Here is a 25,797-nt window from a genome sequence, read left to right on the forward strand (position 1 = left end):
GGGTGGGGGTGTCTCCGCATTGGGATTCCTTGAGTGGAGAGAGCCCTCACCCGGCGCTACGCGCCGACCTCTCCCGCAAGCCAACCGGGAGAGGTGGAGCTTCAGCGTGATCGGATCATCCTCTAGCCGTCGGATGCCGCCTTCGCGTCGGCTCGCGCCATGGCGGCAACCTTCTGCGCCACGAGTTGGCCGTGGCCGCGCCGCGGGCCGCCATCCGTCTGCTGCTGTCCCATCGCCATGATCGCCGTGCCCATCGCGCTCGAGCCCAGCGTGATGACGAAGCCGAACAAGAGCAGCCCGAGCGCGATGCCGGGCGTGTGATCGGCCAGGATCAGGTCACGCAGCCGGCCGGGATTGAGCAGCAGCAGGCCGCCGACGAGCAGCACCGCGAGGAAGGCGCCTATGGCGAGATTGATCGCGAGCAGCCGGAATAGCGGCGCTCCGAATACGAGCGACGGGCGCGGCGAGGACGCCTCTTCCTGCATGTCGTTCATGACGCAAGCCTATCGCAATTTCCGGGCGACGGGGACGGTGGCTCGCTCGACAAAACGGGCGAATTGAAAAGCCAGGCCCAGTTCTGACGCATAACCGCGATGGCTCCGGCTTCGTTCCTAAGTCCGGCCCATCGCGTCCCAAGTGTATACAAGATGCGTCAATCGAAGGTCAGGCGACCGACAGGTTTGCCACCGCCGCTTCCGCCTCGGACCACGACGATCTCGCCGCTTGCCGGCGAAATGCCGGTGAGTGCCCGAATATTGGCGCCGTGCGTCACCACAAGCAGGATGCCGCTGCCGGTCCATTTGTCGATGATCGCGCGTCCTCCGGCGGTCAGAGCTGCGGTTTGATCGCTGAGCACCACCACATTGCCGAATGTGGGTTCGACTTCGATCGGCCCCAGCGCCAGCAGCGTTGCCGTGTCCATGCAGCGGCACCACGGCGAAGAGAGGATTTTCTCGACCGCAATCCCCTCCGACCTGAGCCGCGCGCCGATCCTTGCGGCGTCCGCGCGGCCCTTGCTGCTGAGATTGCGCTGCGTGGCGCAGTCATCGATCCTGAAGCCCGGCGGGTCGCCGGCGCCGCCGGGCGCGTCGGCATGGCGCATCAGGGCCACATGCCGGCCCTCGCGCAACGCGGCCCAGGCCTCGGCCTGGTCGGCGCTCGCGACATCAGGCGCGGTGCAGACCGCAAGGAGAAACGTGATGATGACGAAGCGCATGCGAGACACGGCCAACAGCCCGCCTAAAAATACGCGATCAGGCGCCCGGAGCAGACAGCGCCGACCCACAGGAGCAGCGACAACAGCGCAGTGATCTTTGCGCCGCCGGAGGCTTCGCCGTGCCACAGCGAAACCTGCCGCCACGGACCGGCATGCGCGATCACGACATTGACCAGCGCGACCGCGATCAAGAGCAGCTTGGCCTGGAACGCGGGATTGCGCACCACGTGCGCCGCATCGGCGCTGAACAGCAGGAATCCCATGACGATCGCGAGCACAAACCCGAAGCGCGACAAGGGCAGCAGCAATTGCGCCATCGGCTGGATCGGAATTGCGCGTCCGAGGCCAAGCAGCCTCACATCGAGCGCCAGGATCGATCCCACCAGGATAACGAAGCCGAGGATGTGCAGGATCTCGACCGCGGGATAGAGCGCGGGCGAGCTGCGCATCAGATGCCCCAGTGCGCTCTCCTGCAAGGCCAGGAAGATCGGCGGGGCCGCATGCTGCTCCACCCCGGCCTACCGCAATTCGATGCGCTTGCCGTCGAGAACGATATATTCGATCCGCGCCTCGTCCGGATTGCTGGTGTGGGGATAGCCGAAGACGGTGCAGGTCTTGCCGGGCGCGATCAGCTCCGGCGTGATCCCGCGCTGCTGCATGCGTGACGGCGGCGCCAGCACGAAGTGCCAGTGCTTGCCGCCAACCTCCATCTCGATCTCGCAGTGCGGATTCTGGAATGCGGATTTCAGGATCTGGCCGGTGACGGTGAACGCCTTGGAGGTGTCGTAGCCACCCCAACCGTGATGGGCCATTGCCGCGGCCGGACTGAGGGCAGCCGCCAGCGACAGGAAGAAACGACGGGTCATTGATCTCATAAGCTGCCTCCGCAAATGAAGGGCAACACCGAGCCGCGCCGCACCCGTATAACGCGGTTTGCGCGATCGCTCAAATCGGCGCGGCTCGCGCAGATGCTGTAATCCGCCGGGGAAAACGCCAACCGCGCACGGCAGGCCGCGCGGCAAATAGTCCCGTTGGCATTTTGACGGATGTGAGTTTCGCGGGCATGATCGCCGTTCCCGCCCACCACTCTTTTTCTTGAAGGAAATTCGACATGCTGAGGCTTGTTCTGGCCGTCCTGTTGCTCGCGCTGTTCGCGTCCGGCTCGGCCAGGGCTGCCCGTTGCGGCGGCGACTTCCGTACGTTCATCGCCAATATCTCGCAGGAAGCGGCCGCATCCGGCATCTCGCAAAGCGTGATCTCGCAGGCGCTCGATGGCGTGCAGCAGGACCCGGGCGTGCTCGCCTTCGACCGCCGCCAGCGCGGCACGTTTCGGAAGACGTTCGAGCAATACGTCGCAACCCGCGTCGGACCCGGGCGGATCAACACCGGGCGCGCGATGCTGCAGCGCCACGCGGCGCTGCTTGCGAGCATCGAACAGAAGTATGGCGTGCCGCGGCAGATCCTGGTCGCGATCTGGGGATTGGAGAGCGATTTCGGCAAGGGCGACATGGGCAAGCTGCCGGTGTTCCGCGTGCTCGCCACGCTGGCGCATGACTGCCGCCGCACCGAGCTGTTCCAGAACGAACTGCTCTCGGCGCTGCAGATCGTGCAGCGCGGCGACCTCCGCCTGAGCGACATGATCGGCGCCTATGCCGGCGAGATCGGCCAGACCCAATTCCTGCCGTCGTCCTACATCAAATACGGCGTCGATTTCGACGGCAACGGCCACGTCGATCTGCGCCACAGCGTGCCCGACGTGCTCGCCTCCACCGCGAACCTGTTGCACACCAACGGCTTCAAGATGGGCGCATCCTACGAGGAAGGCAGCGCCAATTTCGAAGCGATGCGCGAATGGAACAGGGCCGTGGTCTACCGCAAGACCATCGGCTATTTCGCCGATCAACTGATGGGCCGGTGACCGCTTCGCGGATCGTGTTCCATACGGCATTATCGCGAGGACTTCTCCGGCTGCGGCGTCTCGCTTCCGAGCCGCCGCTGCAGCACCGACCAGTACGTCGCCGGCAGGAAGCGTTGCAGGAGATCCATCAAGCGCGCGTCGCGGCCGATCAGGATGCGCGGCCTGTTGTTCTCGATGCCGTCGATGATGGTGCGCGCGGCGGCGGTCGGCGTCGTCCTGGCCGCCGCATCGAACCGTTCGATCAGCCGCGCCCGGCGCGCATTGTCGGACACGCCGACGCCGCTGCGGGAATTGCGGACGATGTTGGTGGCGACGCCGCCGGGATGCACCACCGACAGCCGCACCGCGCTGCCGGCGGCCGCAAGCTCATGCCGCAGGCTCTCGGAGAAACCGCGCAGCGCGAACTTCGAGGCGCAATAGGCGGTCTGGCCGGGCGGCGCGACGATGCCGAAGATCGAGGAGACGTTGACGACATGCGCTTCGCGTTGCTGCGCAAGCTGCGGCAGGAAGGCCCGCGTCGCGTGCACCGCGCCCCAGAAGTTGATGTTGAACAGCCACTCCATCTGCGCCTGGTCGATCTCGTGGAACTGGCCGAGCAGCGCGACGCCGGCATTGTTGATGAGGATGTTCAGCGAAGGGTGCGCGCCGATCGCCGCTTCCGCGAAGCCCGCGATCTCGCCGGCCACGCCGATGTCGACGCGATGCACGGTGACTTTTCGCGCGCCTGCCTTGCCGATCTCGGCGGCCACCGTGGCAAGGCCGGCCTCGTCACGGTCGGCCAGCGCGAGATCTGCACCTCGTGCGGCGAGCTCGAGCGCGAGCGCCCGGCCGATGCCGCTGGCGGCGCCGGTGACCGCCACCGCACTTCCGGAGATTGTCGTCATGCGATCAGTTTCCCAAGACGAGGAACTGTTTGTAGCACAGGGTTCCGCAAGTTTTTCAGAATTGCAAATGAACCAGTTCGAGGTGCAGGTCTTAACCTGCTTTAGTTCACGAACGGAGGCCCCGATGGAACAGGCAAGGCCGCTTCGCGCGAGAGCGCTGATCGTGGAAGACGACCCGATGCAGCGGCAGATGATCGGGCTGTTGCTGGAAGAGAGTGATTTCGACGTGATCGAATGCGCCAGCGCCGAAGCCGCCGAGGTGGTTCTGCAGCGCGACGGCGAGGACCTCGATCTGATGATGACCGATGTCGAACTCGCCGGCTACAAGGACGGCGTCGAGCTCGCCCATATTGCCAAGCGCCGCAACCCCGCGCTCGGCGTCATCGTCACCTCCGGCAAGCCGCTGCGGCGGAAGCTGCCGGATGGTGCGAAATTCTGGGCCAAGCCCTGGGTGCCGCTCGATGTGATCCGCGAGGCGGAGCGCATGGTGATGGCGCGGGATGGCGCGCGGTAGAGCGTGATCCGATTGCGCCTCGCAGATCCGGCAAGCGCAAAATCAAACGGCGGGCCGAAAGCCCGCCGGTTTGACAACCCCGGATTTGAGCGCCCGGGCAGGGCGAGCGCGCGCCGCCGCCCGGGCTGAAACAGCTACTTCTTGGCCTTCTTCTTCTTGGTGGCCTTCTTCGCCTTTTTCGCCTTCTTCGCTTTCTTAGCCATAGTATCCTCTCAGGGTTTAATGGATTGAAACGCGACACCGAGGCATGCTTGGCGGAGGGCCAACCTCGCAACATCCTCAGGTGACAAGCTCACCAGATTCGCGGCGCGCTGCCGCGGGCTGTCACCTCGCTGTCATCGCGTTATCCACAACTGTTATGCATTTTTGGCGCGATTTTCCGCCGAACCAGCCATGTCCACAGCCCTCCGCCGCATCGCATGGCCGACCCGGCAAGGTTAATGCCGCGCAAATTGGATCTTCATTGATTCAAAACCAAAGTGCCGAATGGGCGGTCGAATTGAGATTCCGTTAAGCCAGACGACGGCATGTTGCCGGCGAAAGAGAGCCGTCACGGGCGGTCCGTTCACCTTTGAGAAGGGGCAGGATGCACATCCTGGATTTGCGGTGCTGAGCGTTCCGACGCTGTGGACGGTATCCCTCACCAACTTTGTCGCGCTGGGCCTGGTCTGGGTCTATGTGCTGCGCTGCTATCCGAAGTTCGAGGCGGCGCGGTTCTGGACCGCCGCGGCGTTTACCGCAACCGCGGGCGCCGCGGCTTCGATGCTGCGCGGCGTGGTCGACTTCCGCCTGCTGCTGGTCGGCTGCAACGCGCTTCTGATCTTCGCCTGCTGGTTCGTCGTGATGGGCGTCCAGCGGTTTTACAATGTGCCCGTCTCCTGGGGCGCCGCCGCGCTCGGCACCGGCCTGACCTGTCTTGGCCTCGCCTATTTCCAGTTCGTGCACGACGACATGCCGATGCGGATCGCGATCTATTCCTTCGGGCAGATCGTCCCTGCGGCGGTCACGTTGCACTTGCTGATGATGCGGCGCGACGACCAGAATGCCGGTGCCGGGCTGGCCGTCATCTGCTGCGTCCTACTCATCATCGGCTATGCAGCGCGCTCGGTCTTCGCGCTGCTGCAGGTCGGAGGCGATCTCTCGATCGTCGACTTCAACGGGCTTCAGGCAGCGCTGATCCTGATCGTGATCTTCCTGTCGATGGCCTGGAACTTCGGCCTGCTCCTGATGGCGATCGACCGGCTGCGCAATGAGGTCGCCGATCTCGCGCTGGTGGATGACCTCACCGGCGTCGGCAATCGCAGGCATCTGGTGCAGCGCCTGACCGAGGAATGCGCCCGCTCGGTCGGCAGCGGCGAGCCGTTCGCGCTGCTGGTGATCGATCTCGACGGCTTCAAGGGCATCAACGACACCCACGGCCATGCCGCGGGCGATGCCTGCCTGCAGCATTTCGCGCTGATGGCGCAGACCCGGCTGCGGCCGGGCGACATGCTGGCGCGCAGCGGCGGCGACGAGTTCTGCATCGTGCTGCCGTCGTCCACGCTGCGCGAGGGGGCGATGATCGCCCGACGCGTGCTGGAGGTTTGCCGGGTCGATGCGGCGGAATGCTCGGGCAAGGAGATCCCGATCGCGGTGTCGATCGGGGTCGCGCAATGGAGCAGTGAGATCGGCGCCTATCCCGACAGGCTGATCGCCGTTGCTGACCAGGCGCTCTATGAAGCCAAGAAGCGCGGCCGCGACGGCTACGCGATCTCCGAGCCGGCCCCGCCGCTGGTGCCCGAAATCCCCGACATGCCCGGGATCGTGAGGCGCAAGACGGCGTGAAGCCGCATCACGGGGCTGATGCATGAACCTTCGCCTGTTTGCGGCCGCGCTTTGCACCGTAGCTCTCATCACGTCCGCCTTCGCGCAGACGCCTGACTTTGCGGCGATCGCGCGGTCCTCGGGCACACCCGAAATCCCCGGTCTCAGGGTGGTGTGGCTCGCGCCCTGGGGCGACGTCGCAAGATCCCATCCCTGGCGCAACATCATCGTGCACCAGACCGAGGGCCCGGCAGGCTCGGCCCGCAGCGGCGCGCAGGCGCAATCGAAGAACCCGAGCCGGCGCGGGGTGATGGTGTGGGTCGAGACCGACGGCACGATCTATTGGGCGGTGGACGAGAAGCTGGTGACGACCCATGGCGACGGCGCCAACCGCAACGACAATAAATATATCGACAACCGCCCGACCTATCGCCAGGTCGTCGCCGGCAATTCGATCGGCGTCGAATTCGCCGGCAACTATCCCGATGTGACGCGTGCGCCGACGGAGGCGCAGGTCGCGGCGTGGCGGATCCTGGTGAAGGTGCTGCGCGCCCGCTACAACATCCCGCTCGAGCGCGTCTACGCCCATAACTGGATCGACTTCAAGGACGCCCGCTACTGCGAGGGCTGCGCTTTGGCGACGATGGCGCGGGAGTGGGGCGAGTAGGCGAGGGGTCATCGGCGCAAAAAAAAGCCGGCGTTGCCGCCGGCTTTGCATGCTGTGCTGTCGCCACTTCTAGTGCGCGGCTTCGAGCGCCGCTTCCTGCTTGGCGATCGTGCCCTTGACGGCCGACTGCACCTTCTCGAACGCGCGGACCTCGATCTGCCGCACGCGTTCGCGCGAGACGCCGAATTCGGCGGCGAGATCTTCCAGCGTCATCGGCTCGTCGGCGAGGCGCCGCGCCTCGAAGATGCGGCGTTCGCGCGGGTTGAGCACGTTGATGGCGCCGGTCAAAGCCTGGCGGCGATGATCGAACTCTTCGCTCTCCGCCATCAGGGCTTCCGCGTTCGGCGCGGTGTCGACCAGCCAGTCCTGCCATTCGCCCGCTTCGCCGTCGTCGCGGATCGGTGCGTTGAGCGACGCATCGCCGCCGAGACGGCGGTTCATGTCGATCACGTCCTGATCCGTCACGCCGAGGCGGCTCGCAATCAGCTTCACCTGGTCGGGGTGGAGATCACCCTCGTCCAGCGCGGAGATCTTGCTCTTCGCCTTGCGCAGGTTGAAGAACAGCTTCTTCTGGTTCGCGGTGGTGCCCATTTTCACGAGCGACCAGGAACGCAGGATGTACTCTTGTATCGACGCCTTGATCCACCACATTGCGTAGGTGGCGAGACGGAAGCCCTTGTCGGGCTCGAACCGTTTCACCGCCTGCATCAGGCCGACATTGCCTTCCGAAACGACTTCGGATATCGGCAAGCCGTAGCCGCGATAGCCCATGGCGATCTTGGCCACGAGCCTGAGATGGCTGGTGACGAGTTTATGTGCCGCGTCGCGATCGTCGTGCTCGCGCCAACGTTTCGCGAGCATATATTCCTCCTGCGGTTCCAGCATCGGGAACCGACGGATCTCGGCGAGGTATCTAGAAAGACCGGATTCTCCATTGAGAACCGGTAACGAGGCTGTACGGGCCATACTTGCGCCCTCCAGTGGTTCAGGCCCCCGATAGCGGCGGGCCTGGCAGGCGGCCGCTGTGTTAAAGCCGGCCGGCTTGCGATGTTCCGCGTTGGATATTCAACGCAGGTGCAACAATACACCCAATGGGTCGTGATAGGGAAGGATTGCTGACGTCACGTCCCCGTGTGGCTGGTATAACCTATTGTCATATCATCGGTTTTTCAAGGGGTGCGTCATAGCGCCACCTTCCAGGCTGCGTTTCAGGAGAAGCAAATCCTCCGGTAGAGGCGCTTCCCAATGCAAAATTTCCCCGGTCCGGGGATGCTCGATGGTAAGAAGGTAAGCGTGGAGCGCCTGGCGGCCGAGAGCAGTCAGCGCGGCCTGCGCCTCCGGGCCGAGCTGGCTTGCCTTGGTCTTGAAGTGCGGGCCGTAGAGCGAATCACCCAGCAGCGGATGGCCGATATGGGCAAGGTGCACCCGGATCTGGTGGGTCCGTCCGGTCTCGAGCCGGCAAGCGAGCAGGGAGGCCACCGGCTTGCCGTCGCGTCCCTGAAACACCTCCCTGAGCTCCCAATGGGTGACCGCCTCGCGGCCGCCGTCGCGCACCGCCATCTTCTCGCGCGCATGCGGATGACGATCGATCGGCGCATCGATGGTGCCGCGCTGCCGGTTCGGCACCCCCCAGATGAAGGCCATATAGCCGCGCTCCATCTCCCCGGTGCGGCCATGGTCGGCGAATTGCGCGGTCAGCGACTGGTGGGCGTGATCGTTCTTCGCAACCACCATCAACCCGGTGGTGTCCTTGTCCAGCCGATGGACGATGCCCGGACGCCGCACGCCGCCGATGCCGGAAAGGCTGGCGCCGCAATGGGCGATCAGGGCGTTGACCAGCGTGCCGCTCTCATGCCCGGCGGCGGGGTGCACCACGAGGCCGGCCGGCTTGTCGATGACGATGAGGTCGTCGTCCTCATGGACGATATCGAGCGCGATATCCTCGCCCTTCGGCTCCGGCGGGGCCGCTTCCGGAACCTCGATTTCGACCGCGTCGCCCTTGCCGACGTGAAAAGCGGGGTCGCGGACTGGAGCGCCCTTCACCGCGACGGAACCGGCGAGGATCAGCGCCTTCAGCCGCGACCGTGACAATTCCGGCACGCGCTGGGCGAGGACACGGTCGAGCCGGGCCGATCCCTCATCGCCCTGGACGACGACGGCCAGCCGCTGCGCGCCGCGGGAGACGCCAAGGGGGACGCCAGGGGGAACGGCAAAGGGAACGCCAAGGGCCGGCAGGGCCTGTTCCTCTTCGTTCGCGGTTACTTTCTTCGGCAAAACCGGTTTCCACTTCCGCCGATCATGTTTAAAGAGCCGCGCATGAGCGAAACGACTTTCCCTGAACCGACCCAGGAGCAGGCCGCCCTGCTCGCGCGGGTGCGGCGGATGATGCTGATCGCGGGCCTGACCTCGGCGCTGGCAGTCGCCGTGGTCCTCATCGCCATCGGCTATCGTTTTTACCGCGGGGATGGAAGCCCCGTCGCCGCGACCGACGTCACGGCGGCCCTGCCGAAGGGCGCCCGCATCGTCTCCACCGGCGTTGCCGGCGACCGCCTGGTGGTGACCCTCGATATAGGCGGGACGACCGAAATCCGCACCTTCGACGCGAAAACGCTGAAACCCGCAGGAAAACTGCGCTTCGTCAGCGAGCCCTGAACCGGGCCCGCTTGCAGTTTTCGGCTTTCGAGGTTATTGCCTGAAGCCGCAACGCTCCCTTCGTCTAGCGGTTAGGACGCGGCCCTCTCAAGGCTGAAACAGGGGTTCGATTCCCCTAGGGAGCGCCAGACGTCACCTAAGCCGTTGAAAAGCCCAAAACTCTAAGAATCATGAGCTTAGAGAGGCCACCTTGCTACACAATCGTAGCCCACAAAAGATGGTCCACAATGGCGGCTTTGAGCTACATGCAGCGCCGCCGACTCCTGCTTACAATAGCGGCGCTGGCGGCGAGGAATCTAGATATGCGTCTCCTGTGAGGACAAGCGCAGAGATAACGGGTCGAGATTCAAGCATGTTTTGAACTGAAGCCTCGTATCTTTTTGGTTCAGCGTACGGAATAGCTACGCTCGACCGATGCTGCGCGGATTCAACTTTCATCTCGAAACAAGCGAGAGCGGTGCCAACTGTAATTAGCTTGCTGGCCAAAGGCGTAACTACCATGCGGCAACCACCAATCACGCTCATGGTTTTTCGGTAGCGCATCATGGCTGCGAACAGTTGACGATATGCCTCGAAGGGATGCGACTCGTTAGCATAAAGAATGTTACTCAACGGGGTATCTCGTTTAGCGAAGAGTATGCTCTCGTATTCAACTAAGAGCTTGTCTCCCCTTCGAGGATTTCGCGATGGGTGCGGCAGTACCGGACAGATTTCTGCCCACTCCGGTATAGATGACTCAAGTTTCACGATTTGCGCTAGTCTATTCTCGCCAAGCACAGGAAACCACACTAGCGGTTCGTCTGTTTGCGCTTCAGATTGCAGCGCCTCGGAAAATCCGGGTATCAAAGTTAAATCGTTCGCCGGGTCTTCCGAACTAATTTTGCTGTCTAGCGCGGCATCCTCCGCAACAAGAACCTGAAGGGACAATCCCTTTGCATGCAGTCCGTCGCCGTTTTTTCCTTCTGGGAGTACTTTTGCCAGTAACGCTAGCAAGATTGTCAAATAGGCCACGCGAGGAAGTGAGCTCACATCCAATACGATGTCGGTTTGGTCGGAGATATTGCGGAGAACCTCATCTGCGCCGCGCCTAAGCGCAACAGTCGAGCTAATGTCGTCCTCGCCCTCAGCAGTCGCGCCAATCACTATGGCCTTAGAACTACCAACCGCATCAAATACAGCTTTCAACTCTGCTTCATTCTTCGATGTTTGGGCGTGAAGTTCCGTCGAAAGATTATAGCCTGAGAATCCGACAAGCAGTAATTCTGCCTTTTCAACAGGGCAACCTGACGCAGTTAGCCGCTCGACATACTTTGCGAGCACGGCGTTGGCTCTAACGTCAAAACCTCGCCCGGTGACATAGAGCAGCCGAAGAGGTTTTCCGCTCTTTTTTCTGTCCGTGAAGAGTTGATCCCAAAGCTCTTCAACTTCGACTCCTCTACGGAAAACATAACTTTCCCAGATCATTGGGAGACCTCGAGGCCCAGAGCACGGCTAGGCTGTAGGCCACTTTCCATCCATTCGCCGAGAGCCTGAACTGAAACATCCTGCCACCCGCCGTATTGAAGTGGCAGGCCAAAATGAGCGCACAGCGTGCGATTTAGATAGAAAACTTTTCCGCTTTCACGCGAAGTGCTTGCACTACTTTCTCGTGTTACAAGAAGGTTTTCCGCTGCGCATTCAGCCAAAACTCTCTTTAAAGATGAGAAAACAGATTGGGCGGGCTTCGAGACACGTTGAAGTTTCGCAATTTCAGAAGTTGATAGACGAACACCTGTAACCCCGGGAGCATACGGCGCGTTCAACTGAAACGTTCGTTCTTTGCAAAACGTGCCAATAGCTTCTAAGAGTCTTTGCGCTCGTGTTCCTTCAGAATGGCTACGGGGTATGAATTCCAATCTGCGAGTAGCAACCTCTCTGACTCGCTTCTCTTGCTCACCCGGAAGGAGATGCGGGTCTGCTTGCCTACGCAAAATTTGCTTAGCCTTCATACCATCATAGAGAGCGGCTGCAAGCGCAAGTAGCTCCTCAACGTTGTTGGTCGCCATGGTGCAGACTCGCTCTGTCCCGAAATAGTAAGGAACCTTCAATTCGTAATTTAGAAATATTTCAGCTGCGCCTCTCGTTGAAGAGCTGTCGCGATCTTCAAGCTCTTCCGTTGAGAGCGGGGTAAGTTGAAGCGAAAGCTGGCGGCTCGATCTATCTCGCTCGATAAGTATGCGAGTAGTGTAGAGATCGACCAATGCGTTTAGATCAAGAACATCTGGTGTAGTTTCGACAGCGCTCATCCATTCCGAGTAGCGGATGTTCTTGCGAAGAGATTGTGTGTCCGCCCTAAACTTTTTGCGAGCTTCCTGATAGGCGGATTCAAGTTCCTTAGGTGTCAGGTTCTCGGCCAGATATTGATTGAAGGAATTCCCGGGTACTGCTTGTTGTAACTTGAAGCGGCGATCCAAAATGTTCTGAGCAAAAAGGACGAACTGGCTATTGCGGCCGGCCCCCCATAGGTCTTCGAGCGCATACTCCCGTATGTCCCGCCCCTCTCTCACTCCTTGGGAGAGAAAGTCGTCTGCGAATGCTATGCTTCGACCCGCCAGCCAAACCGGAATCGTTGGACGTAAGGTGACAATCTCGTCAATCAGGAGCGTTCGTTGAGTCTTTCTAAGTCGATGAATGTCATCGATCATCAATAGCCGCTTCGGTGCGACTGTTTTTCCCTCGTAAACGAACCGAACTGCTTGGAGCCAAAGCAGTGATTCAAATCTCACATCGGTAGGTGATTTTGCATCGGGTGCAGGGGAGATGTTGTCTAGCTGACTATATATCTGTCGCTCTCGGGTCTCCGCCCAACTCAACATCTCAACCGCTGTTTCTTTAGCAGGAATTGAGGTGAGGCCCTCCAAGGTGGCCTCGTATTCAAGGCGAAGGGATTGCAAGACGGTCTGTGCGGGGCCGCCGATGAGGTCAGCGACGCTACGCAACGTCCTTAGAACGATACGGCAGTCGAGCAGTGCGCGGAACAATCCTTCATTTACCGCTGACGCGCCCGGGGGTAAGTCCGCATAACCCGCCGCGCACGACAGAAGAACGGACAGAACTTGTGGTCCAAGATGGTCATCGATCACGCCGCGATCTACTAGCTGTCGGTAAGTATCAGCTTGTACATGCCGTGCATGCCAGAAGGCACGAAGAGCATTTGGAGTGAACGCCCGTAGAATCGTGGTTTTACCACCGCCGGGTGGGCTGTGGAAAACATGCACGGCGCCCTCGAAGCAATCCTCGTTTAGCTTCTCTAGTATCTTCGGCGCGAAAAGTTGCACAAATTCTTGGTCAGACGTTGTGCGCTCTGACATTCTTTCGAGAAATGGATTAGCGCGATAAGCCATCAGCTCTCTCTATGACGGCTAACGCGAGGAAACAGTCCGAAGAAGTTGAATTCCTCGGGCCCCCAAAGAACGTAGACTGAGTTATTGGGCGTATTGTGCGACAGCACTAGCGGTAGCGAGCAGTTAGCAAAACCAAATCGGGCATCAGTAGTTCCTCCGATAGCAATGTGGCGGTCAGACGCTTGGCTGTCATAATATCGGGGTGTTTCAAGCATGCTCATAATTTCAAAATCTTGAGCTTGAGACAAGGCTGCGTCTTTTTCTATCGGGTGCAGCACATGAAGACGTAAAGGTTTAAGCCCGCGCTCAGACGTAAAGCGTTCCGCCCAATATTCGATGTGATCAATTGCTTGCCGGGTCGCGACGTAAAGCAAGAGATAAACTTCATAATAATCCGGGTCTACCAGACCACCATCAAGGACCATGTCGTATATTTTTCTGATCTTTCCCTTGAATCGCTTTTCCTTACTATCAAAGCGTATATATGTGTTCCCGCTTCCAGAAAAATCATCAACGAGCCAAACAAGGCTGAACCTCTCATTCTCCTTCATTTTAAGGTCGCCTGGCAGATTGGCGATTCGCCCCGAAGTTGCGAGCGACGTTCGCAATTCCCGCAGCATGTCGTCCGCTTTCGCCTCGCCCAACTCATAAGCTTGCCAGATTTGTTCGTTACTTATAGCTCCGTAGCTAGCGCGTCGGAGATCGTTCGTATGAGCTCCATCACTCAGGCCAAGATATAGTGATTTCAACCGCAATTCTTCAAAGCGGGGATGCTTTACTAATTGGCCGACTCGATACGGCGCGATGTCATTTTCTTCAGCCACGAGACGAAGGCGCTCTTGAACTATCACGTCAGGGTACGCCAACGTTACCAGATGTGAGATCTCTGATTCAGATATGAAGATTAGTTTGTCTTGAACCAATGATAGGGCCTTAGCTCGATCTTTCTCATCGAACTGCACCAGCCAAAGCGCCAAGCTTTCTACAAAGCGCTTACCGGGCCCGTATCGCTGGTACTGATCGTATTTATAGTCCGCCAAAAGTTGAAGGCTGGGCACGTGCGCCTGGACAATGTCCGGTTCTTTCCATCCCATGACCGTAGCGAGCAGTTGAGCGGCGTTGTCATCTTTCACAGTGGACCCCCAGCTAGGGCAAACGAGAACGTGCCATCTTCATCAAGCTTTAGTCGTTCGAGGTACCATAAAGTGGCATCAACATCGCGCCTATGGCGTGGCGCCAGTTTCCATCCGCGATCCAGCCTCCGGGACGGAAGATCGACGCTCAGCGAAAACTTGTGTTGGAGGAGCGAGGCATCATTGCCCGGCCACGCACCGAGATCGCCCATAGTCACGATTTCATAAGGATCAATTTGCTCGTCGCGCACAATCTGTGCAACAAGATGGGACTTGCTCACTCCTCGCGAAAGCACGTCGATAGAGTGTTTGCTTCGCACGATTGTGCTGGTCTCCAATCCGGCTTGCTTGAATGCATCAACTATTACGAACCACATACTTTCTGTGCTGACGCCTGCTTCAAATCGGATGCTGAGTTGAAATGGTGCGGTCGCCTTTATTATTGCGATGGGCACGCCGTATGATTGCAGGTTGGTGACTATTCGTTTTGCGTGGATCAGAAATTCACTCAATCGCTCGGCTTCTGGAGGTCTTTCTCCAAGCTTGCCAACCCATCCGCCGTTGTAGAGTCCGAGTCGAATTTTCGGCCAATGTGACTGGTCGAAAACTTTTGTCAGATTATCAGCCATTGAGCCGCCTCGGCCTGACGCGATTCCGACCACGACGTTCCGCTCAAGGAGCCGGATTAGGTGATCAACGATTTGAGGCGAGGGTGGGCGATCATTGTCGTTTGAATTGCAGAGAGTTCCGTCATAGTCAAAAACAATGGAGCGGAATTTTTGTGTCTCGAAGGCCAATTCGGTGTCTTCTAGCGCCCGCCTTATCTTCCCGCTGTTTCTCGATGACGGCCAGTGCGCACCCAAAACTTCGTATTTAGAAATTTCGCCGCGAAGGGTATCCTCAAGCGGAGGTGGTATGAGACTCTGAAGGTTAGCGTAATATAAACTTCTCCCTAACGGGGAGACGGTGGGTTTCGCGATGTTGCGTTTTGCTGCGTTTGCAAGTTCTGAAACTAGATGCATCCCCGCGATGAGGCCCGAAATTAGGTCCTTAGGCTTCGCTCCTGATAGCGGCATACAGAATGTAGGCACTTCCAGTGGAATTTGAGGACTCATATCGGTCCAAAGCTTTTCAACTGCTGGTTCAGTTAGCACCAGCAGGGAGCTATCGTTCGAGCGCTCGGTGAGCCAGAGATGGCGTCCATGTGCGAATGATCGAAAGTCAGCGAGTTGACAAAATAATAGCGCAGCCTCTGATAGCTTGGATTCCAGATCCTCCACTATAGGGCGGAGATTCGGCGAGAAGACTATTATGAGGCTTCCGCGTTTGGCAGTTTCGTCAATAAACAAGGCAGAGGATTGAAGCCAATCTTCGAGAGAAAGCTCTCCAAAAGCGATTTGATCCACGCGACAATCTATCGATACGCCTTGTCTATCCAGTTCGCCGTATGTTCGGGCGATTAGTGTCGCATCGAATACAAGACTGTTTGTTGCAAGATAGCCGTCTTTTTCCTTCAACTCGAAAACATGGGGAGTGACATCGTTCAGTTCTTTTACCTGCTCCATCAACGGGCTCTGCTGGCGGTTCGTAATGACGTGAACCGTTCGGGAGCTATGTTGCCGGGCCCTGTGGAGAGCTTCCAGTATGTCGGGATTCTTTCCTTCAGCAGAAACAATGAAGATCGGACTGGTTGATGCCAAGGTGGGATTGCAAATCAGTTCAAGCGGTGTCACTGCCCGCGAGACGCGCCCTGTAAACGCTTCATGTAAGCTGCAAAGAAGAGAGGCTACCGTAAATGAACCCCCGGAGCCGACAGCTATGATGCTAGCTTCGCTCGCCGCAGCTATCGCTATTTTGAGCTTCTTGATGTCTGTGGTCGTTGCTGTCCCAACTGTTTCCCCTATCTTCGACAGTTCTTGTTCGTAGGGCGTCATCTACTTCTACTTTCGACTTCTGCTTTTTACCCGAGTGGATTTCGCTGCGCTCTTTTTTGCTTTGGCCTTTTTCTTTGACCGCTTGATAACCTTGGGTGTTGTTTCTTCCATTGCAGCCGGGGCGGGCAAAACCTTTCCGTCGATTAGCTCTTTGCGCAATTCCATCAGCATAACGCCGAGCATATTTTGGCCGGAGCCGTCCACCTCGCCCCATAGCCGATTGACGGCGTTGTTGACGGTGCCGACTTCCACCAGACGTTTGTCACCAGTCTCTATAAGGAGCTTCGCAAGGTTCGCGTGCTGAGAGAACTTTGCTTTCAGAACCTTCCGCATGCGGTCAAACTTGATGGTGGCCCAGTCGGGCACCACGTCCCAAGTATACAAGCCGTGAGCCGCCATAGCGGCTAATGCCGGTGTGGGGGCGGAAAGAATCCAGTCGCGTACCGCGGGTTTGACCGCCTTGCCCGCCTGATAAGCATGTTCAGCTGTCGGGTATGTTTTGCCCTCAAATTTAACCTCGCACTTGTATAAATTACTAAAAGGGCCATACGGCTTCTCGTTGGCTCGATAAAATCTGATCTCGTCAGTTGTGACCGACGGAACACCCGTCGCGTGATTTTTCTTTCTGACCTTTTGCACCATTGCAGTCCCCGTAAAACTCCAACGTTTGGCGATGCCAGAGCTAGTTTCCCTAATACCACTAGGCGATTCTGTCGGCTGGGTAACCGCCGCGAAGCCTGGCTGGATACGTGATCAGTGAATGCTCGACGGGGGGGAGCAAATGTGCTACACGTACTCAGCTTGACCGGAAAAAAAGTAAGCAATATCAATCGGGTTACTTGAGTCGTGGTGATTCGCCTGGGTGGCACGAAGATTTCCAAATTGAATCCCACTCCACCGAAGAGGGCGAGAGACAGGTAGGTAAGTAAGAGACCTTAGGGCGGCGCACGCGGCCGAAGTGGGCCGATTGCAACCCAAATCACTTCATCTTCTCCAGCAGCTTCCGCACTTCACCCAACAGCGCCCGAATCCGCCTTCGCTCGGCGATCGCATCCCTGGTGAACAGGCCGTGCTTGCGCGCGTTCTGGTTTGCCTTTGGCGCACCGGAGCCCGGTGCACCGCCGTGCATGCGGCAGCGCTTTTTGCCGTGCACCGCCGGCGAGCGGCACGCGCCACTGGTGCGGGTTTTGGCGCCACACCGTGGGCTCGCCAGCATCGGGCCGGTATTTCTGATGTGATCGCTCATGGCTGTGCGTCCCGCTTGGCGTCAGCGGAATCGCGCCGTCGCTGGGAGCCAGCGGTTTTCGGCGCCTTCCGCGCCGCGGATGTCGGGTTCTTGTCGGAAACGATCACGCGCGCGTGCTGCGTGACGTTGCCGACAATGGCGTTGCCGCCGTCGCCCACCGACACGTTCTGCACGGTGATGGCGGGCTCGCCATGGCTCCGGTAGCGGTTGAGCGCCTCGATCTGGGCGGGAAAGGTGCGGGCGAGCCTGCCCAATGCGCGCGCGGCGCTGTCGTGCTGGGCGAGGTCGTCGGCACTGGCGAGGTGATGGGCACATCGCATCGCCATCACATGAACCGAAACCATCTGCGCCACCAGCATGGCCTCGACGGAATCCCTTGGGCGAATGCTCTTCACCATCGAAATCATGAAGGAGAGGTTGACCTCGTCGGGGCTCCCGCCGCTCACGCTGGCCCTGACCAATTGCCGGAGGATGCCATCCATCGCTTCGCGATCGGCGACCCCGAGCGCGTTCGCCATGAGCTGTTCGCCGAGCTCCTGGTCAGGATGGTCGATGGAGAAGCCGTGCGACGAGAGCCTTATCCGCGGGGCCGCGGCCGCCTTGGCCCCCTTGGCCCCGTCGGTTGCGGCGATCGCCGTCGGCATGGTGAGGTCCGGAGCGCTGGTCATGTCCTTAATTCCCTTCGCACGCGCGCCGAAAGCGCGCGGTTCGGGCACGCGCAGGCGATCGGTCGCCGCGGTGAGCCGGTGCAATTTCAATGGTGGGTGAGGATTCTGAGCCGCAATCGCACCGAAGCAGCCCGCTGTTGCGGACCGACGGGCGTTTACAGGATTGCGGGATGATGAAGGAATGCCCCTGATTTGCCCGACGTGTCAAGTTGCCTTGTCGAAGCATTCATGCCGCCGGCCGCCTGCTACTTTGCATGGGGTTGTTTTCGATATTTTTGGGCAGCGCGCACCTTCGAAGCGGCGCCAGCGTCGCCCGCGGTCATGCCGGCAAAGGCACGGTGCGATATGCATGGTCGCGGGTATCGCGTTGCGTGGCGCCTGCCGTATTGGAGTGCAGTCCGACCAGAAATTTGGCAAGAGCCTCATTCGAATTGCATTGCCATTCCCGCGACTTCGATCCTATCAAGGCCCGATGCGGCGGCCAGTCTGCCCGCATTTGCTTGCCGCTGATGACGGCGTAAGGAGGTCATGTTGCCGGAGACCGCGACGACGCATCTCAAGACCGATGTCCTTGTCGTCGGAGCGGGTGGGGCGGGGATGTATGCCGCGCTCGAAGCCGCCCGTGCAGGCGCCGACGTCATACTGGCGGAGCGCAGCCTGATTGGCCGCGGCGGCGCGACCGTCATGGCGCAGATGACCGTGGCGGCCGCGCTCGGCGAGCAGACGCCGGATCATTGGGAACATCATCTGGCCGACACCATTGCTGCCGGCCGCGACCTTTGCGATGAACGGCTTGCCGCGATCCTGTGCGAGGACGGCCCTCGCCGGATCAGGGAAATGGACGCCTGGAAGGTCGGATGGGCGCGCGAGGATGGCCACATCAGGCAGGTTCAAGCACCGGGGCATGACAGGCCGCGCTGTGTCTATGTGGACTTCCTGTCGACGGGACCTGCCGTATCGCGAACCCTGCGGACGCGGCTGAACGACGCGAGCGGCATCCGCCGGATCGGTGATCTCTTGATCGTCGATATTGCCGTCCATGATGGTGCAGCCTGCGGCGCGACGGCGCTGCACATCTCGACAGGGCGCATTGTCACGATCGCGGCGAAAGCTGTCATCATAGCGACGGGAGGATTGACGCGGCTCTATCGCCGCAACAGCGCCTCCTCCAACATGGGCGGCGACGGGTATGCGCTCGCGCTGCGCGCCGGTGCGGAACTGATCGACATGGAATTTGTCCAGTTCTTCCCCATCGGCCATCTCGCGCCGCGCCTTGTCGGTATGGACCCGATCATGTGGGACCCGTTCCGCTACAAGCTCGGCGGCAAGCTCTTGAACTCGGAGATGCGTGAGTTCGAAGAGAGTTATGCAAGCCGCGATATCCGCAGCGACGGCCGCTATGTGCTGACACGCGATCTCGCCACCTATGCGATCTCCAAGGAAGTCGAGGCGGGACGGGGCAGTCCGGCGGGAGGCGCCTATCTAAGCTTCCAGCACGTGCCGCCGGATGAGATCCGCCGTGCCTTCGGCCCCGTCGTCGATCGGCTCGCGGCCAACGGGATCGATCTTGCGCGCCAGCCGGTCGAGGTGGCGCCGATCGCGCACTATCACATGGGCGGAATCCGCGTCGGTGAGACGCTCGAAACACGGGTCGCGGGCCTTTTTGCCTGCGGCGAGGCAATCGGAGGCGCCAACGGCGCCAACCGGCTGTCAGGAAATGCGATTACCGAGGCTTTTGTGTTCGGGGCGCGGGCAGGCCATCACGCAGCGTTGCATGCATCGAAGCAATCGATCGTGTGGTCGCCGGATGCCGTCGGACCGACGATGGATCTTCTGCGCCGTGCGACGCGCCGCGATACACCGAACACGGCCGCGGTCATTGCGTCGGTGCAGTCCGTGATGTCCGACAAGGTCGGGCCGTTCCGCACCGATGGCAAGCTTCGGTCAGCGATCGAAAGCCTTGCCGCGATCGGGAATGAGCTCGGTAGCGATCCGATCGCATCATCGCCAGGCGGTGTCGATCCGGTGCTGGTCGATTGGCTCGATCTACGAAACATGCTGCTGGTCGCCCAGGCTGTCGCATTGCCGGCGCTCGCCAGAACGGAAAGCCGCGGAGCGCATCAGCGCGAGGATTATCCCGGCCTCGACGACGGTTGGGGTATCCACCAGATCGTGGAGCTTGCGGGCGCGAAGCTCAACATCAAGGCATTGAGCAGGAGGGTTGCCGCATGAGGGCGGTACTTGCCATTCAACGCGGCGGACCGGGGCAGGCGTCGCGCGTGGACAGCTTCGAGGTCGAGTTCGAACCCGGCCAGTCGGTGCTGGATGGCTTGCGTCTGGTCCGCCGCGATCAGGACCCCTCGCTGGCTTTCCGTTTTTCCTGCATCAACGCCAACGCCTGCAAGGAATGCATGATGCTGATCGACGGCGCAGTGGACTATGCGTGTACCGTCCGCCTCAAGGAGGGAGTCACCACTCTGTCGCCGCTGCCAAAGAAGGCGCTGCTTCGGGATCTTGTCACCGAAATCGCGCCTCCTGATGAACGCCTCGATCGAGCCACCAACAACGGTGCTGGATAGCTGACGCGAGTCTGTTCGCAAATCGCTCATCCTGAACGAGCCGACTCAGCTCTTCACCATGTCCCCCAGCATGTTCGCGGCCACTATCAGCTTGGCGAGCGTCAGGCCGCCGGCCGCAATCTCCTCGACCGAGCGGCGGATGCGCATCGCTTCGGGGTGAGCCGCGAGCCAGTCGCCCGCGGCTTGCTGGCCGCATTGGCCTGTCGCCAGCATATCCGCAGCCAGTCTTCTTTCGGCGGCGGCGATCTGGTCGACGGCGCGATCGATGGCGAGCCGTTCGTAATTGTCGTTTGCCGATACGCTGCGTGCGGCGGCGATGAGGCGATCGAGGCGGAAATTGGCCTCGGCGGCGAAGAAGGTCGTGGCGGCATCGCCGATGGTCCGATTGGTGCGCTCCGCGACGGTTACGATATCCGGTGCCGAGACCAGGGCGTCGAGATCGGCGAGCGCGCTTGCGAGATCGGCCGGGACGGCGGCATCGATCAGCTCCTGCCGCCGCTTGCGGCGCCCGGTCTGCAAGTCCTCCGGCAGGGTCTTGTCGAGTCCGGCGGCGACTTCGCCGATGTTCGGGCCGAAGCGCGCAATCACGGAGTCCAGACCTGGCTTGAAATCAACATTGCGCACAAACCAGACCATGCGGGAGATCAGCAGATCTTGAATCGCCGCGTAGAGGCCAAGCTGCACTTGCCCGTTGATGCGGGCGTCGAGTCCGTCGATAGCATCATTCAGCCGCTTCAGGCCGTAGGACTCCTCCACGGCCACGAAGGCCATGACAATGGTCGATACGTCAGCATCCGTCTCGTCGATCAGGCGCACGACACAGGCCGGGCCGCCGCGATTGACGACGGCGTTGGCGAGATTGGTTGCGATGATCTCCCGCCGAAGGCGATGGTGTTTCACCGCGGCGGGGAATTTGTCCTGAACCTCGCGCGGGAAGTACTGGGACAATTCGCGCGCGAGATATGGATCATCAGGCACGCTGCTGACGAGCAGATCGTCGTAAAGTGTCAGCTTGGCATAGGCCAGCAGCACCGCAAGTTCTGGCCGGGTCAGCGACTGGCCGCGCCGCGCCCGCTCGGCGATCGCCGCATCGTCTGGCAGGAATTCCACCGCGCGGCTCAGCAGCCCGCGCTGCTCGAGCGATTGCATCAGGCGGGCAAGGAAGCCGGTCTCGGCCAGGCCCTTGCGTTCGGCCAATGAGAGCGCCAGCGTCTGCAGATAATTGTTGCGCAGCACCAGGGCGCCGACCTCGTCGGTCATCGCGGCAAGCAGGCTGTTGCGGTCGTTCGAAGTGAGGCGCCCTTCGCGTTCGGGGCGTGCCAGTGCAATCTTGATATTGACCTCGACGTCGGAGGTGTTGACCCCGGCCGAATTGTCGATGGCGTCGGTGTTGAGCTTGACGCCTTTCTGCGCGGCTTCGATGCGGCCACGCTGCGTGACGCCGAGATTGGCCCCTTCGCCGATCACCCGCGCGCGGATATCTGCGCCCGTGACACGGATCGGATCGTTGGCGCGGTCGCCGGCCTGATCGTCGCTTTCCCAGGACGCGCGGATATAGGTGCCGATGCCGCCAAACCAGAGCAGGTCGGCACGCGCCTTGAGGATCGCCGTCATCACCTCGAAGGGGGTAGCCTGCGGTTTGTCGAGATCGAGCAAGGCCCGCACTTCCGGCGCCAGCGGAATCGCCTTGAGCGAACGCGAGAATACCCCGCCACCCTGCGAGATCTTTGACTTGTCGTAGTCCTGCCAACTCGACCGCGGCAAGTCGAACAGGCGTTGGCGCTCGGCCCGGCTGACCGCCGGATCAGGCGAGGGGTCGATGAAAATATCGCGATGATCGAAAGCCGCAACAAGTCTCGTCGCCGGCGAGAGCAGCATGCCATTGCCGAAGACGTCGCCGGACATGTCGCCCACGCCGACAGCGGTGAATGGCGTGACCTGGATATCGGTGCCGAGTTCGCGGAAATGGCGCTTGACGGCTTCCCAGGCGCCGCGGGCAGTGATGCCCATTTTCTTGTGGTCATAGCCCTGGCTGCCGCCGGAGGCGAAAGCATCGCCAAGCCAATGTGCCTTCTCCACCGAGATCGCGTTGGCGACGTCGGAAAAGGTCGCGGTGCCCTTGTCGGCGGCGACAACGAGATAGGGGTCGTCGCCATCGTGCCGCACGGTGTCCTCTGGCGGCACGATGGTGTCGCCGTCGAGATTGTCGGTGAGTTCAAGCAGCGAGCGAACGAAGATGCGATAGGCTTCGGTGCCTTCCGTCATCCAGGCCTCGCGATTGGAGGGCGGCGGCAGGCGTTTGGGTACGAAGCCGCCCTTGGCGCCGACAGGCACGATGACGGCGTTCTTGACCTGTTGCGCCTTGACCAGGCCGAGGATCTCGGTGCGGAAATCCTGCGGCCGGTCGGACCAGCGCAGGCCGCCGCGCGCGACCTTGCCAAAGCGCAGATGAATGCCTTCGACGCGCGGCGAATAGACGAAAATCTCGTAGAGCGGCCGAGGTGCAGGCAGTTCCTCAATCTTGCGCGCGTCGAACTTGAAGGAGATCACCGGCCGCGGATGCCCGTCCGGACCGATCTGCCACAGATTGGTGCGGATGGCGGCCTGCACCAGATTGGTGAAACGGCGCAGAATGCGGTCTTCATCCAATGAGGCGACGGATTTGAGCTGCTCCTCGATCTCGGCAAGGAGCGCCGTCTCACGCGTCGAACGCTCGGTTTCGGTGGCGGCGAGGCGCGGATCGAAGCGGGCCTGGAACAGAGCGACGATGCTGGTGGTGATCGCGGTGTTCTTGCGCAGAGTCTCCGACATGTAGTCCTGGCTGAACGGCGCGCGGATCTGATGCTGGTAGCGGGAGAGGGCGCGGATGGCCGAAACTTCGCGCCAGCTCAGGCTCGTGCGCAGGATCAGCGCGTTATATCCATCGGATTCGGCGCGATCGCCCACGACAGCCATAATCGAGGCTTCGAGGCGACGGGAGAATTCCGCGGTGATAACGATCGGCTTGCCGTCATTGGCCTCGATCGTCATGTCGTGCAGCCAGACCGGCGCAGGTGCCGGTGTGGCGCTGGGCCTGATCTCATAGGTGCGCTCGTTGACGACGCGCAAGCCGTGGTGCTCGATCACCGGCACCCGATAGGACAGCGACAAGGGCTCGCCGAGCGAAAACACCTTGAGGCCGAAACGCGTCGGATCATCGCCACCAATGCGGTGGACCGAAAGCGCCACGGAACGCGCGGCAGTGAGCTTTTCGATGGTGGCGATATCGGCTATCGCCTGTGCGGTGTCGAAGACTTCGGTGTAGCCGCCGGTAAAGGCTCGAGCGTAACGGTTGGCGATCAGGCGCGCCCGCATGCCGTCGGTGGTGGTCGCAAGCGCGGCTCTCAGCTTGTCAGCCCATGTTGCGGCGATGGCACTGATCCCGGCTTCGAGCGTGGCGCGCTCGATGACAGGCGTGCCGCCTTCATAGCGCGCGATAATGTAGTGGACGCGGGCGAGCGATCCCTCCGGAAAGGCTGCGTAGGAGGCCGCCACTTGCCCCTTGTAAAGCTGCGCCAGGAATGCTGCGACGCGCGTGCGCACGTCGGTGTCATATTTGTCACGCGGAATAAACACGAGGATGGAGACGAAGCGGTCGAATTTGTCGACCCGTGCGAGCGCCCGCACGCGGGGGCGTTCAAAGAGCGTCAGGATTTCCATGACGAAATTGTAGACGGTCCCGACGTCGATCTGGAGGAGCTCGTCGCGCGGATATTCTTCAAGGATATGCAAGAGCGCCTTGCCCGAATGGCTGTCCGGCTCGAAGCCAGCGCGCTCGAGCACCTGCGCCACCTTGTGGCGAACATAGGGGATCTGCCGAACCGAGCGCGTATAAGCGCCCGAGGTGAACAGGCCGACGAGGCGCAATTCGCCCTCGAGCCGGCCGTCGGGCGCATAGAGTTTGATACCCACATAGTCCATCCGGACGCGGCGATGAACGCGGCTGCTCACATTGGCCTTGATGACGATGAGCAGGGTGGGCTCCCGCATGAACTCGCGGATCTCCGGCGTCATCACCACCATTTCGGTGCCGCGACGCAGGACCTTCACATCGGGATCGCGCAGGATGCCGAGGCCTTCGCCGGTCGTGATATCGTCCGACGCACCGCTGTTCGGCACGAAACGATATTCGCGCAGACCGAGAAAGGTGAAGTTGTCGGCGCACAGCCATTGCAGGAACTGGGTGGCCTCGGCGACCTCGTCGATCGGCATCGGCGGCGGATTGGAGCTGAAGGTCTTGATCGCCTGTTCCACGCGGGCGCGCATGGCTCGCCAGTCGCTGACGCAGGCGCGCACGTCTTTCAGCGTCTCGGAGAGGCCGTCGATCAGCTTCCGTCGGTCGGCATCGGCATCCAGACGCGCGATATGGAGATGAATCAGGCTTTCGCGCTCGCCCTTCACCCCCTCGGGGAGCGTCTCGCCGAAGAAACGCAGCAGCTTGCCTTGCTCGTCCCGCTCGACGGCAATGATCGGGTGGGCGACCAGCGTGACCTCGATGCCCTGCTCGGCGAGCTCCGCCATGGTGGAATCGAACAGGAAGGGCATGTTGTCGTTGAGAACTTCGAGCACGGATATCTCGCGCCCGTCCGGCATCATCGGATTGATGACGCGGATGTCGGCGCTACCAGCGGTCCGCCGCTGCACATGTTCCCAGGCTTGTTCTGCCAGAAAGGCCAGGGACACGGCATCGTAGCTGGCGAGGTCCTCGACGTTGCAGTGGCCAAACAGAAGCTCGGCAAAGGTCCGGGGCGTGCTGCCCGGCTGCACGCTCCCACCGGCCTCGCGGATCAGGGTTGCTCGGGCCTTGTCGTCACGCCACGCCATAATGTCCTCCATTTGCCGCGTCGGTCGACCGCAGTCACGATCGCCGGCTTGATGTCGGAGTGCATCTCTTCGAGCGCTATTGTCTTGACCGCAGTTGCTTGTGTAGCCCCTTGGTCGCAGAACTTCGGTAGCTCTTGCTGTCCGATGTTATATCATCTTGGCGCGAGCAAAGGGGTGAGACGTCATCATCGCGCGGCGCTTTGCAGTGCAGCGTAAAACGGCGATCGACAGCGGCTTCCAACACCGCAGCGGCAACCCAACAGACGACTGCGCCGACGCAAGCCAACGCGGAACAGTCCTCGATCATCGTGGTCGAGTTCCTCGGTTTTGGCGGAGG

22 protein-coding genes and 1 tRNA gene are annotated in these 25,797 nt (G+C 60.8%); 8 read left to right on the forward strand and 15 right to left on the reverse strand.

The window, feature by feature from the left end; translation table 11 throughout:
* Positions 1-122: 122 nt before the first annotated feature.
* From I6F35_RS31335 to I6F35_RS31350, 4 genes are all read right to left on the reverse strand, one after another.
* On the reverse strand, positions 123-485 hold the full coding sequence (locus tag I6F35_RS31335) for a hypothetical protein (protein ID WP_225121556.1): 363 nt from the start codon (positions 483-485) through the stop codon (positions 123-125).
* A gap of 167 nt (positions 486-652) precedes the next feature.
* A complete protein-coding gene (locus tag I6F35_RS31340) occupies positions 653-1,225 on the reverse strand; it encodes a histidine phosphatase family protein (protein WP_225121557.1) in 573 nt (190 codons plus the stop codon).
* Between the two features lie 14 nt (positions 1,226-1,239).
* Positions 1,240-1,728: a hypothetical protein gene (locus I6F35_RS31345; protein ID WP_225121505.1), complete on the reverse strand. Its 489-nt coding sequence runs from the start codon at positions 1,726-1,728 to the stop codon at positions 1,240-1,242.
* A gap of 6 nt (positions 1,729-1,734) precedes the next feature.
* The gene (locus I6F35_RS31350) at positions 1,735-2,091 is read right to left on the reverse strand and encodes a DUF6152 family protein (protein ID WP_225121506.1); all 357 of its coding nucleotides are present in this window, start codon (positions 2,089-2,091) and stop codon (positions 1,735-1,737) included.
* 236 nt (positions 2,092-2,327) lie between these two features.
* On the opposite strand from I6F35_RS31350, the gene I6F35_RS31355 reads away from it, so the two are divergent.
* Complete coding sequence (locus I6F35_RS31355; RefSeq protein WP_225121507.1) at positions 2,328-3,134, forward strand: lytic murein transglycosylase; 807 nt, start codon at positions 2,328-2,330, stop codon at positions 3,132-3,134.
* 29 nt (positions 3,135-3,163) lie between these two features.
* Here the strand turns inward: I6F35_RS31355 and I6F35_RS31360 are convergent, their stop codons facing one another.
* On the reverse strand, positions 3,164-4,018 hold the full coding sequence (locus I6F35_RS31360; RefSeq protein WP_225121508.1) for an SDR family NAD(P)-dependent oxidoreductase: 855 nt from the start codon (positions 4,016-4,018) through the stop codon (positions 3,164-3,166).
* Between the two features lie 124 nt (positions 4,019-4,142).
* Here I6F35_RS31360 and I6F35_RS31365 point away from each other — a divergent pair, with 124 nt between their 5' ends.
* From I6F35_RS31365 to I6F35_RS31375, 3 genes are all read left to right on the forward strand, one after another.
* Complete coding sequence (locus I6F35_RS31365) at positions 4,143-4,532, forward strand: response regulator (RefSeq protein WP_225121509.1); 390 nt, start codon at positions 4,143-4,145, stop codon at positions 4,530-4,532.
* Between the two features lie 606 nt (positions 4,533-5,138).
* On the forward strand, positions 5,139-6,356 hold the full coding sequence (locus I6F35_RS31370; protein WP_225121510.1) for a GGDEF domain-containing protein: 1,218 nt from the start codon (positions 5,139-5,141) through the stop codon (positions 6,354-6,356).
* 22 nt (positions 6,357-6,378) lie between these two features.
* Positions 6,379-7,002 carry a peptidoglycan recognition family protein gene (locus I6F35_RS31375; protein WP_225121511.1) on the forward strand — a complete coding sequence of 208 codons (624 nt, stop codon included), beginning with the start codon at positions 6,379-6,381 and terminating at the stop codon, positions 7,000-7,002.
* A 69-nt stretch (positions 7,003-7,071) separates the two neighbouring features.
* Here I6F35_RS31375 and rpoH read toward each other — a convergent pair whose 3' ends face one another.
* Together rpoH and I6F35_RS31385 are read right to left on the reverse strand one after the other, a co-directional pair.
* On the reverse strand, positions 7,072-7,968 hold the full coding sequence (rpoH, locus tag I6F35_RS31380) for an RNA polymerase sigma factor RpoH (protein WP_225121512.1): 897 nt from the start codon (positions 7,966-7,968) through the stop codon (positions 7,072-7,074).
* Positions 7,969-8,160: 192 nt separating this feature from the next.
* Positions 8,161-9,165 carry an RluA family pseudouridine synthase gene (locus I6F35_RS31385; protein WP_225121558.1) on the reverse strand — a complete coding sequence of 335 codons (1,005 nt, stop codon included), beginning with the start codon at positions 9,163-9,165 and terminating at the stop codon, positions 8,161-8,163.
* 153 nt (positions 9,166-9,318) lie between these two features.
* On the opposite strand from I6F35_RS31385, the gene I6F35_RS31390 reads away from it, so the two are divergent.
* Both I6F35_RS31390 and I6F35_RS31395 read left to right on the forward strand, forming a co-directional pair.
* Positions 9,319-9,654, forward strand: coding sequence for a hypothetical protein (locus I6F35_RS31390; protein ID WP_225121513.1), 336 nt, complete (start codon positions 9,319-9,321; stop codon positions 9,652-9,654).
* Positions 9,655-9,707: 53 nt separating this feature from the next.
* A tRNA-Glu gene (locus I6F35_RS31395) sits at positions 9,708-9,782 on the forward strand.
* A gap of 139 nt (positions 9,783-9,921) precedes the next feature.
* Here I6F35_RS31395 and I6F35_RS31400 read toward each other — a convergent pair.
* The 7 genes from I6F35_RS31400 to I6F35_RS31430 form a co-directional block, all read right to left on the reverse strand.
* Entirely contained in the window at positions 9,922-11,118 is a 1,197-nt protein-coding gene (locus tag I6F35_RS31400; RefSeq protein WP_225121514.1) for a hypothetical protein, read from the reverse strand.
* Positions 11,115-13,037, reverse strand: coding sequence for a hypothetical protein (locus I6F35_RS31405; RefSeq protein WP_225121515.1), 1,923 nt, complete (start codon positions 13,035-13,037; stop codon positions 11,115-11,117). The genes I6F35_RS31400 and I6F35_RS31405 overlap by 4 nt, the downstream gene beginning before the upstream one ends.
* Complete coding sequence (locus I6F35_RS31410; RefSeq protein WP_225121516.1) at positions 13,037-14,170, reverse strand: hypothetical protein; 1,134 nt, start codon at positions 14,168-14,170, stop codon at positions 13,037-13,039. The genes I6F35_RS31405 and I6F35_RS31410 overlap by 1 nt, the downstream gene beginning before the upstream one ends.
* Positions 14,167-16,104: an HAD hydrolase family protein gene (locus I6F35_RS31415; RefSeq protein ID WP_225121517.1), complete on the reverse strand. Its 1,938-nt coding sequence runs from the start codon at positions 16,102-16,104 to the stop codon at positions 14,167-14,169. Before I6F35_RS31415 ends, I6F35_RS31410 begins: the two co-directional genes overlap by 4 nt.
* Before the next feature lie 6 nt (positions 16,105-16,110).
* Positions 16,111-16,746: an NADAR family protein gene (locus I6F35_RS31420; protein WP_225121518.1), complete on the reverse strand. Its 636-nt coding sequence runs from the start codon at positions 16,744-16,746 to the stop codon at positions 16,111-16,113.
* Positions 16,747-17,083: 337 nt separating this feature from the next.
* Positions 17,084-17,350 carry an HGGxSTG domain-containing protein gene (locus tag I6F35_RS31425; RefSeq protein ID WP_225121519.1) on the reverse strand — a complete coding sequence of 89 codons (267 nt, stop codon included), beginning with the start codon at positions 17,348-17,350 and terminating at the stop codon, positions 17,084-17,086.
* Positions 17,347-17,994 (reverse strand): hypothetical protein, encoded by a 648-nt coding sequence (locus tag I6F35_RS31430; protein WP_225121520.1) that lies wholly within the window; start codon positions 17,992-17,994, stop codon positions 17,347-17,349. Before I6F35_RS31430 ends, I6F35_RS31425 begins: the two co-directional genes overlap by 4 nt.
* Before the next feature lie 555 nt (positions 17,995-18,549).
* Between I6F35_RS31430 and I6F35_RS31435 the strand changes: the two genes are divergently transcribed.
* Both I6F35_RS31435 and I6F35_RS31440 read left to right on the forward strand, forming a co-directional pair.
* Positions 18,550-20,250, forward strand: a complete 1,701-nt coding sequence (locus tag I6F35_RS31435) for an FAD-dependent oxidoreductase (RefSeq protein ID WP_225121521.1) — start codon at positions 18,550-18,552, stop codon at positions 20,248-20,250.
* On the forward strand, positions 20,247-20,597 hold the full coding sequence (locus I6F35_RS31440; protein WP_225121522.1) for a 2Fe-2S iron-sulfur cluster-binding protein: 351 nt from the start codon (positions 20,247-20,249) through the stop codon (positions 20,595-20,597). Before I6F35_RS31435 ends, I6F35_RS31440 begins: the two co-directional genes overlap by 4 nt.
* Positions 20,598-20,642: 45 nt before the next feature.
* Here I6F35_RS31440 and I6F35_RS31445 read toward each other — a convergent pair whose 3' ends face one another.
* The gene (locus tag I6F35_RS31445; protein ID WP_225121523.1) at positions 20,643-25,472 is read right to left on the reverse strand and encodes an NAD-glutamate dehydrogenase; all 4,830 of its coding nucleotides are present in this window, start codon (positions 25,470-25,472) and stop codon (positions 20,643-20,645) included.
* Positions 25,473-25,797 lie beyond the last annotated feature (325 nt).

It is taken from the genome of Bradyrhizobium sp. BRP22, assembly GCF_020194175.1.
Taxonomy (GTDB): domain Bacteria; phylum Pseudomonadota; class Alphaproteobacteria; order Rhizobiales; family Xanthobacteraceae; genus Bradyrhizobium.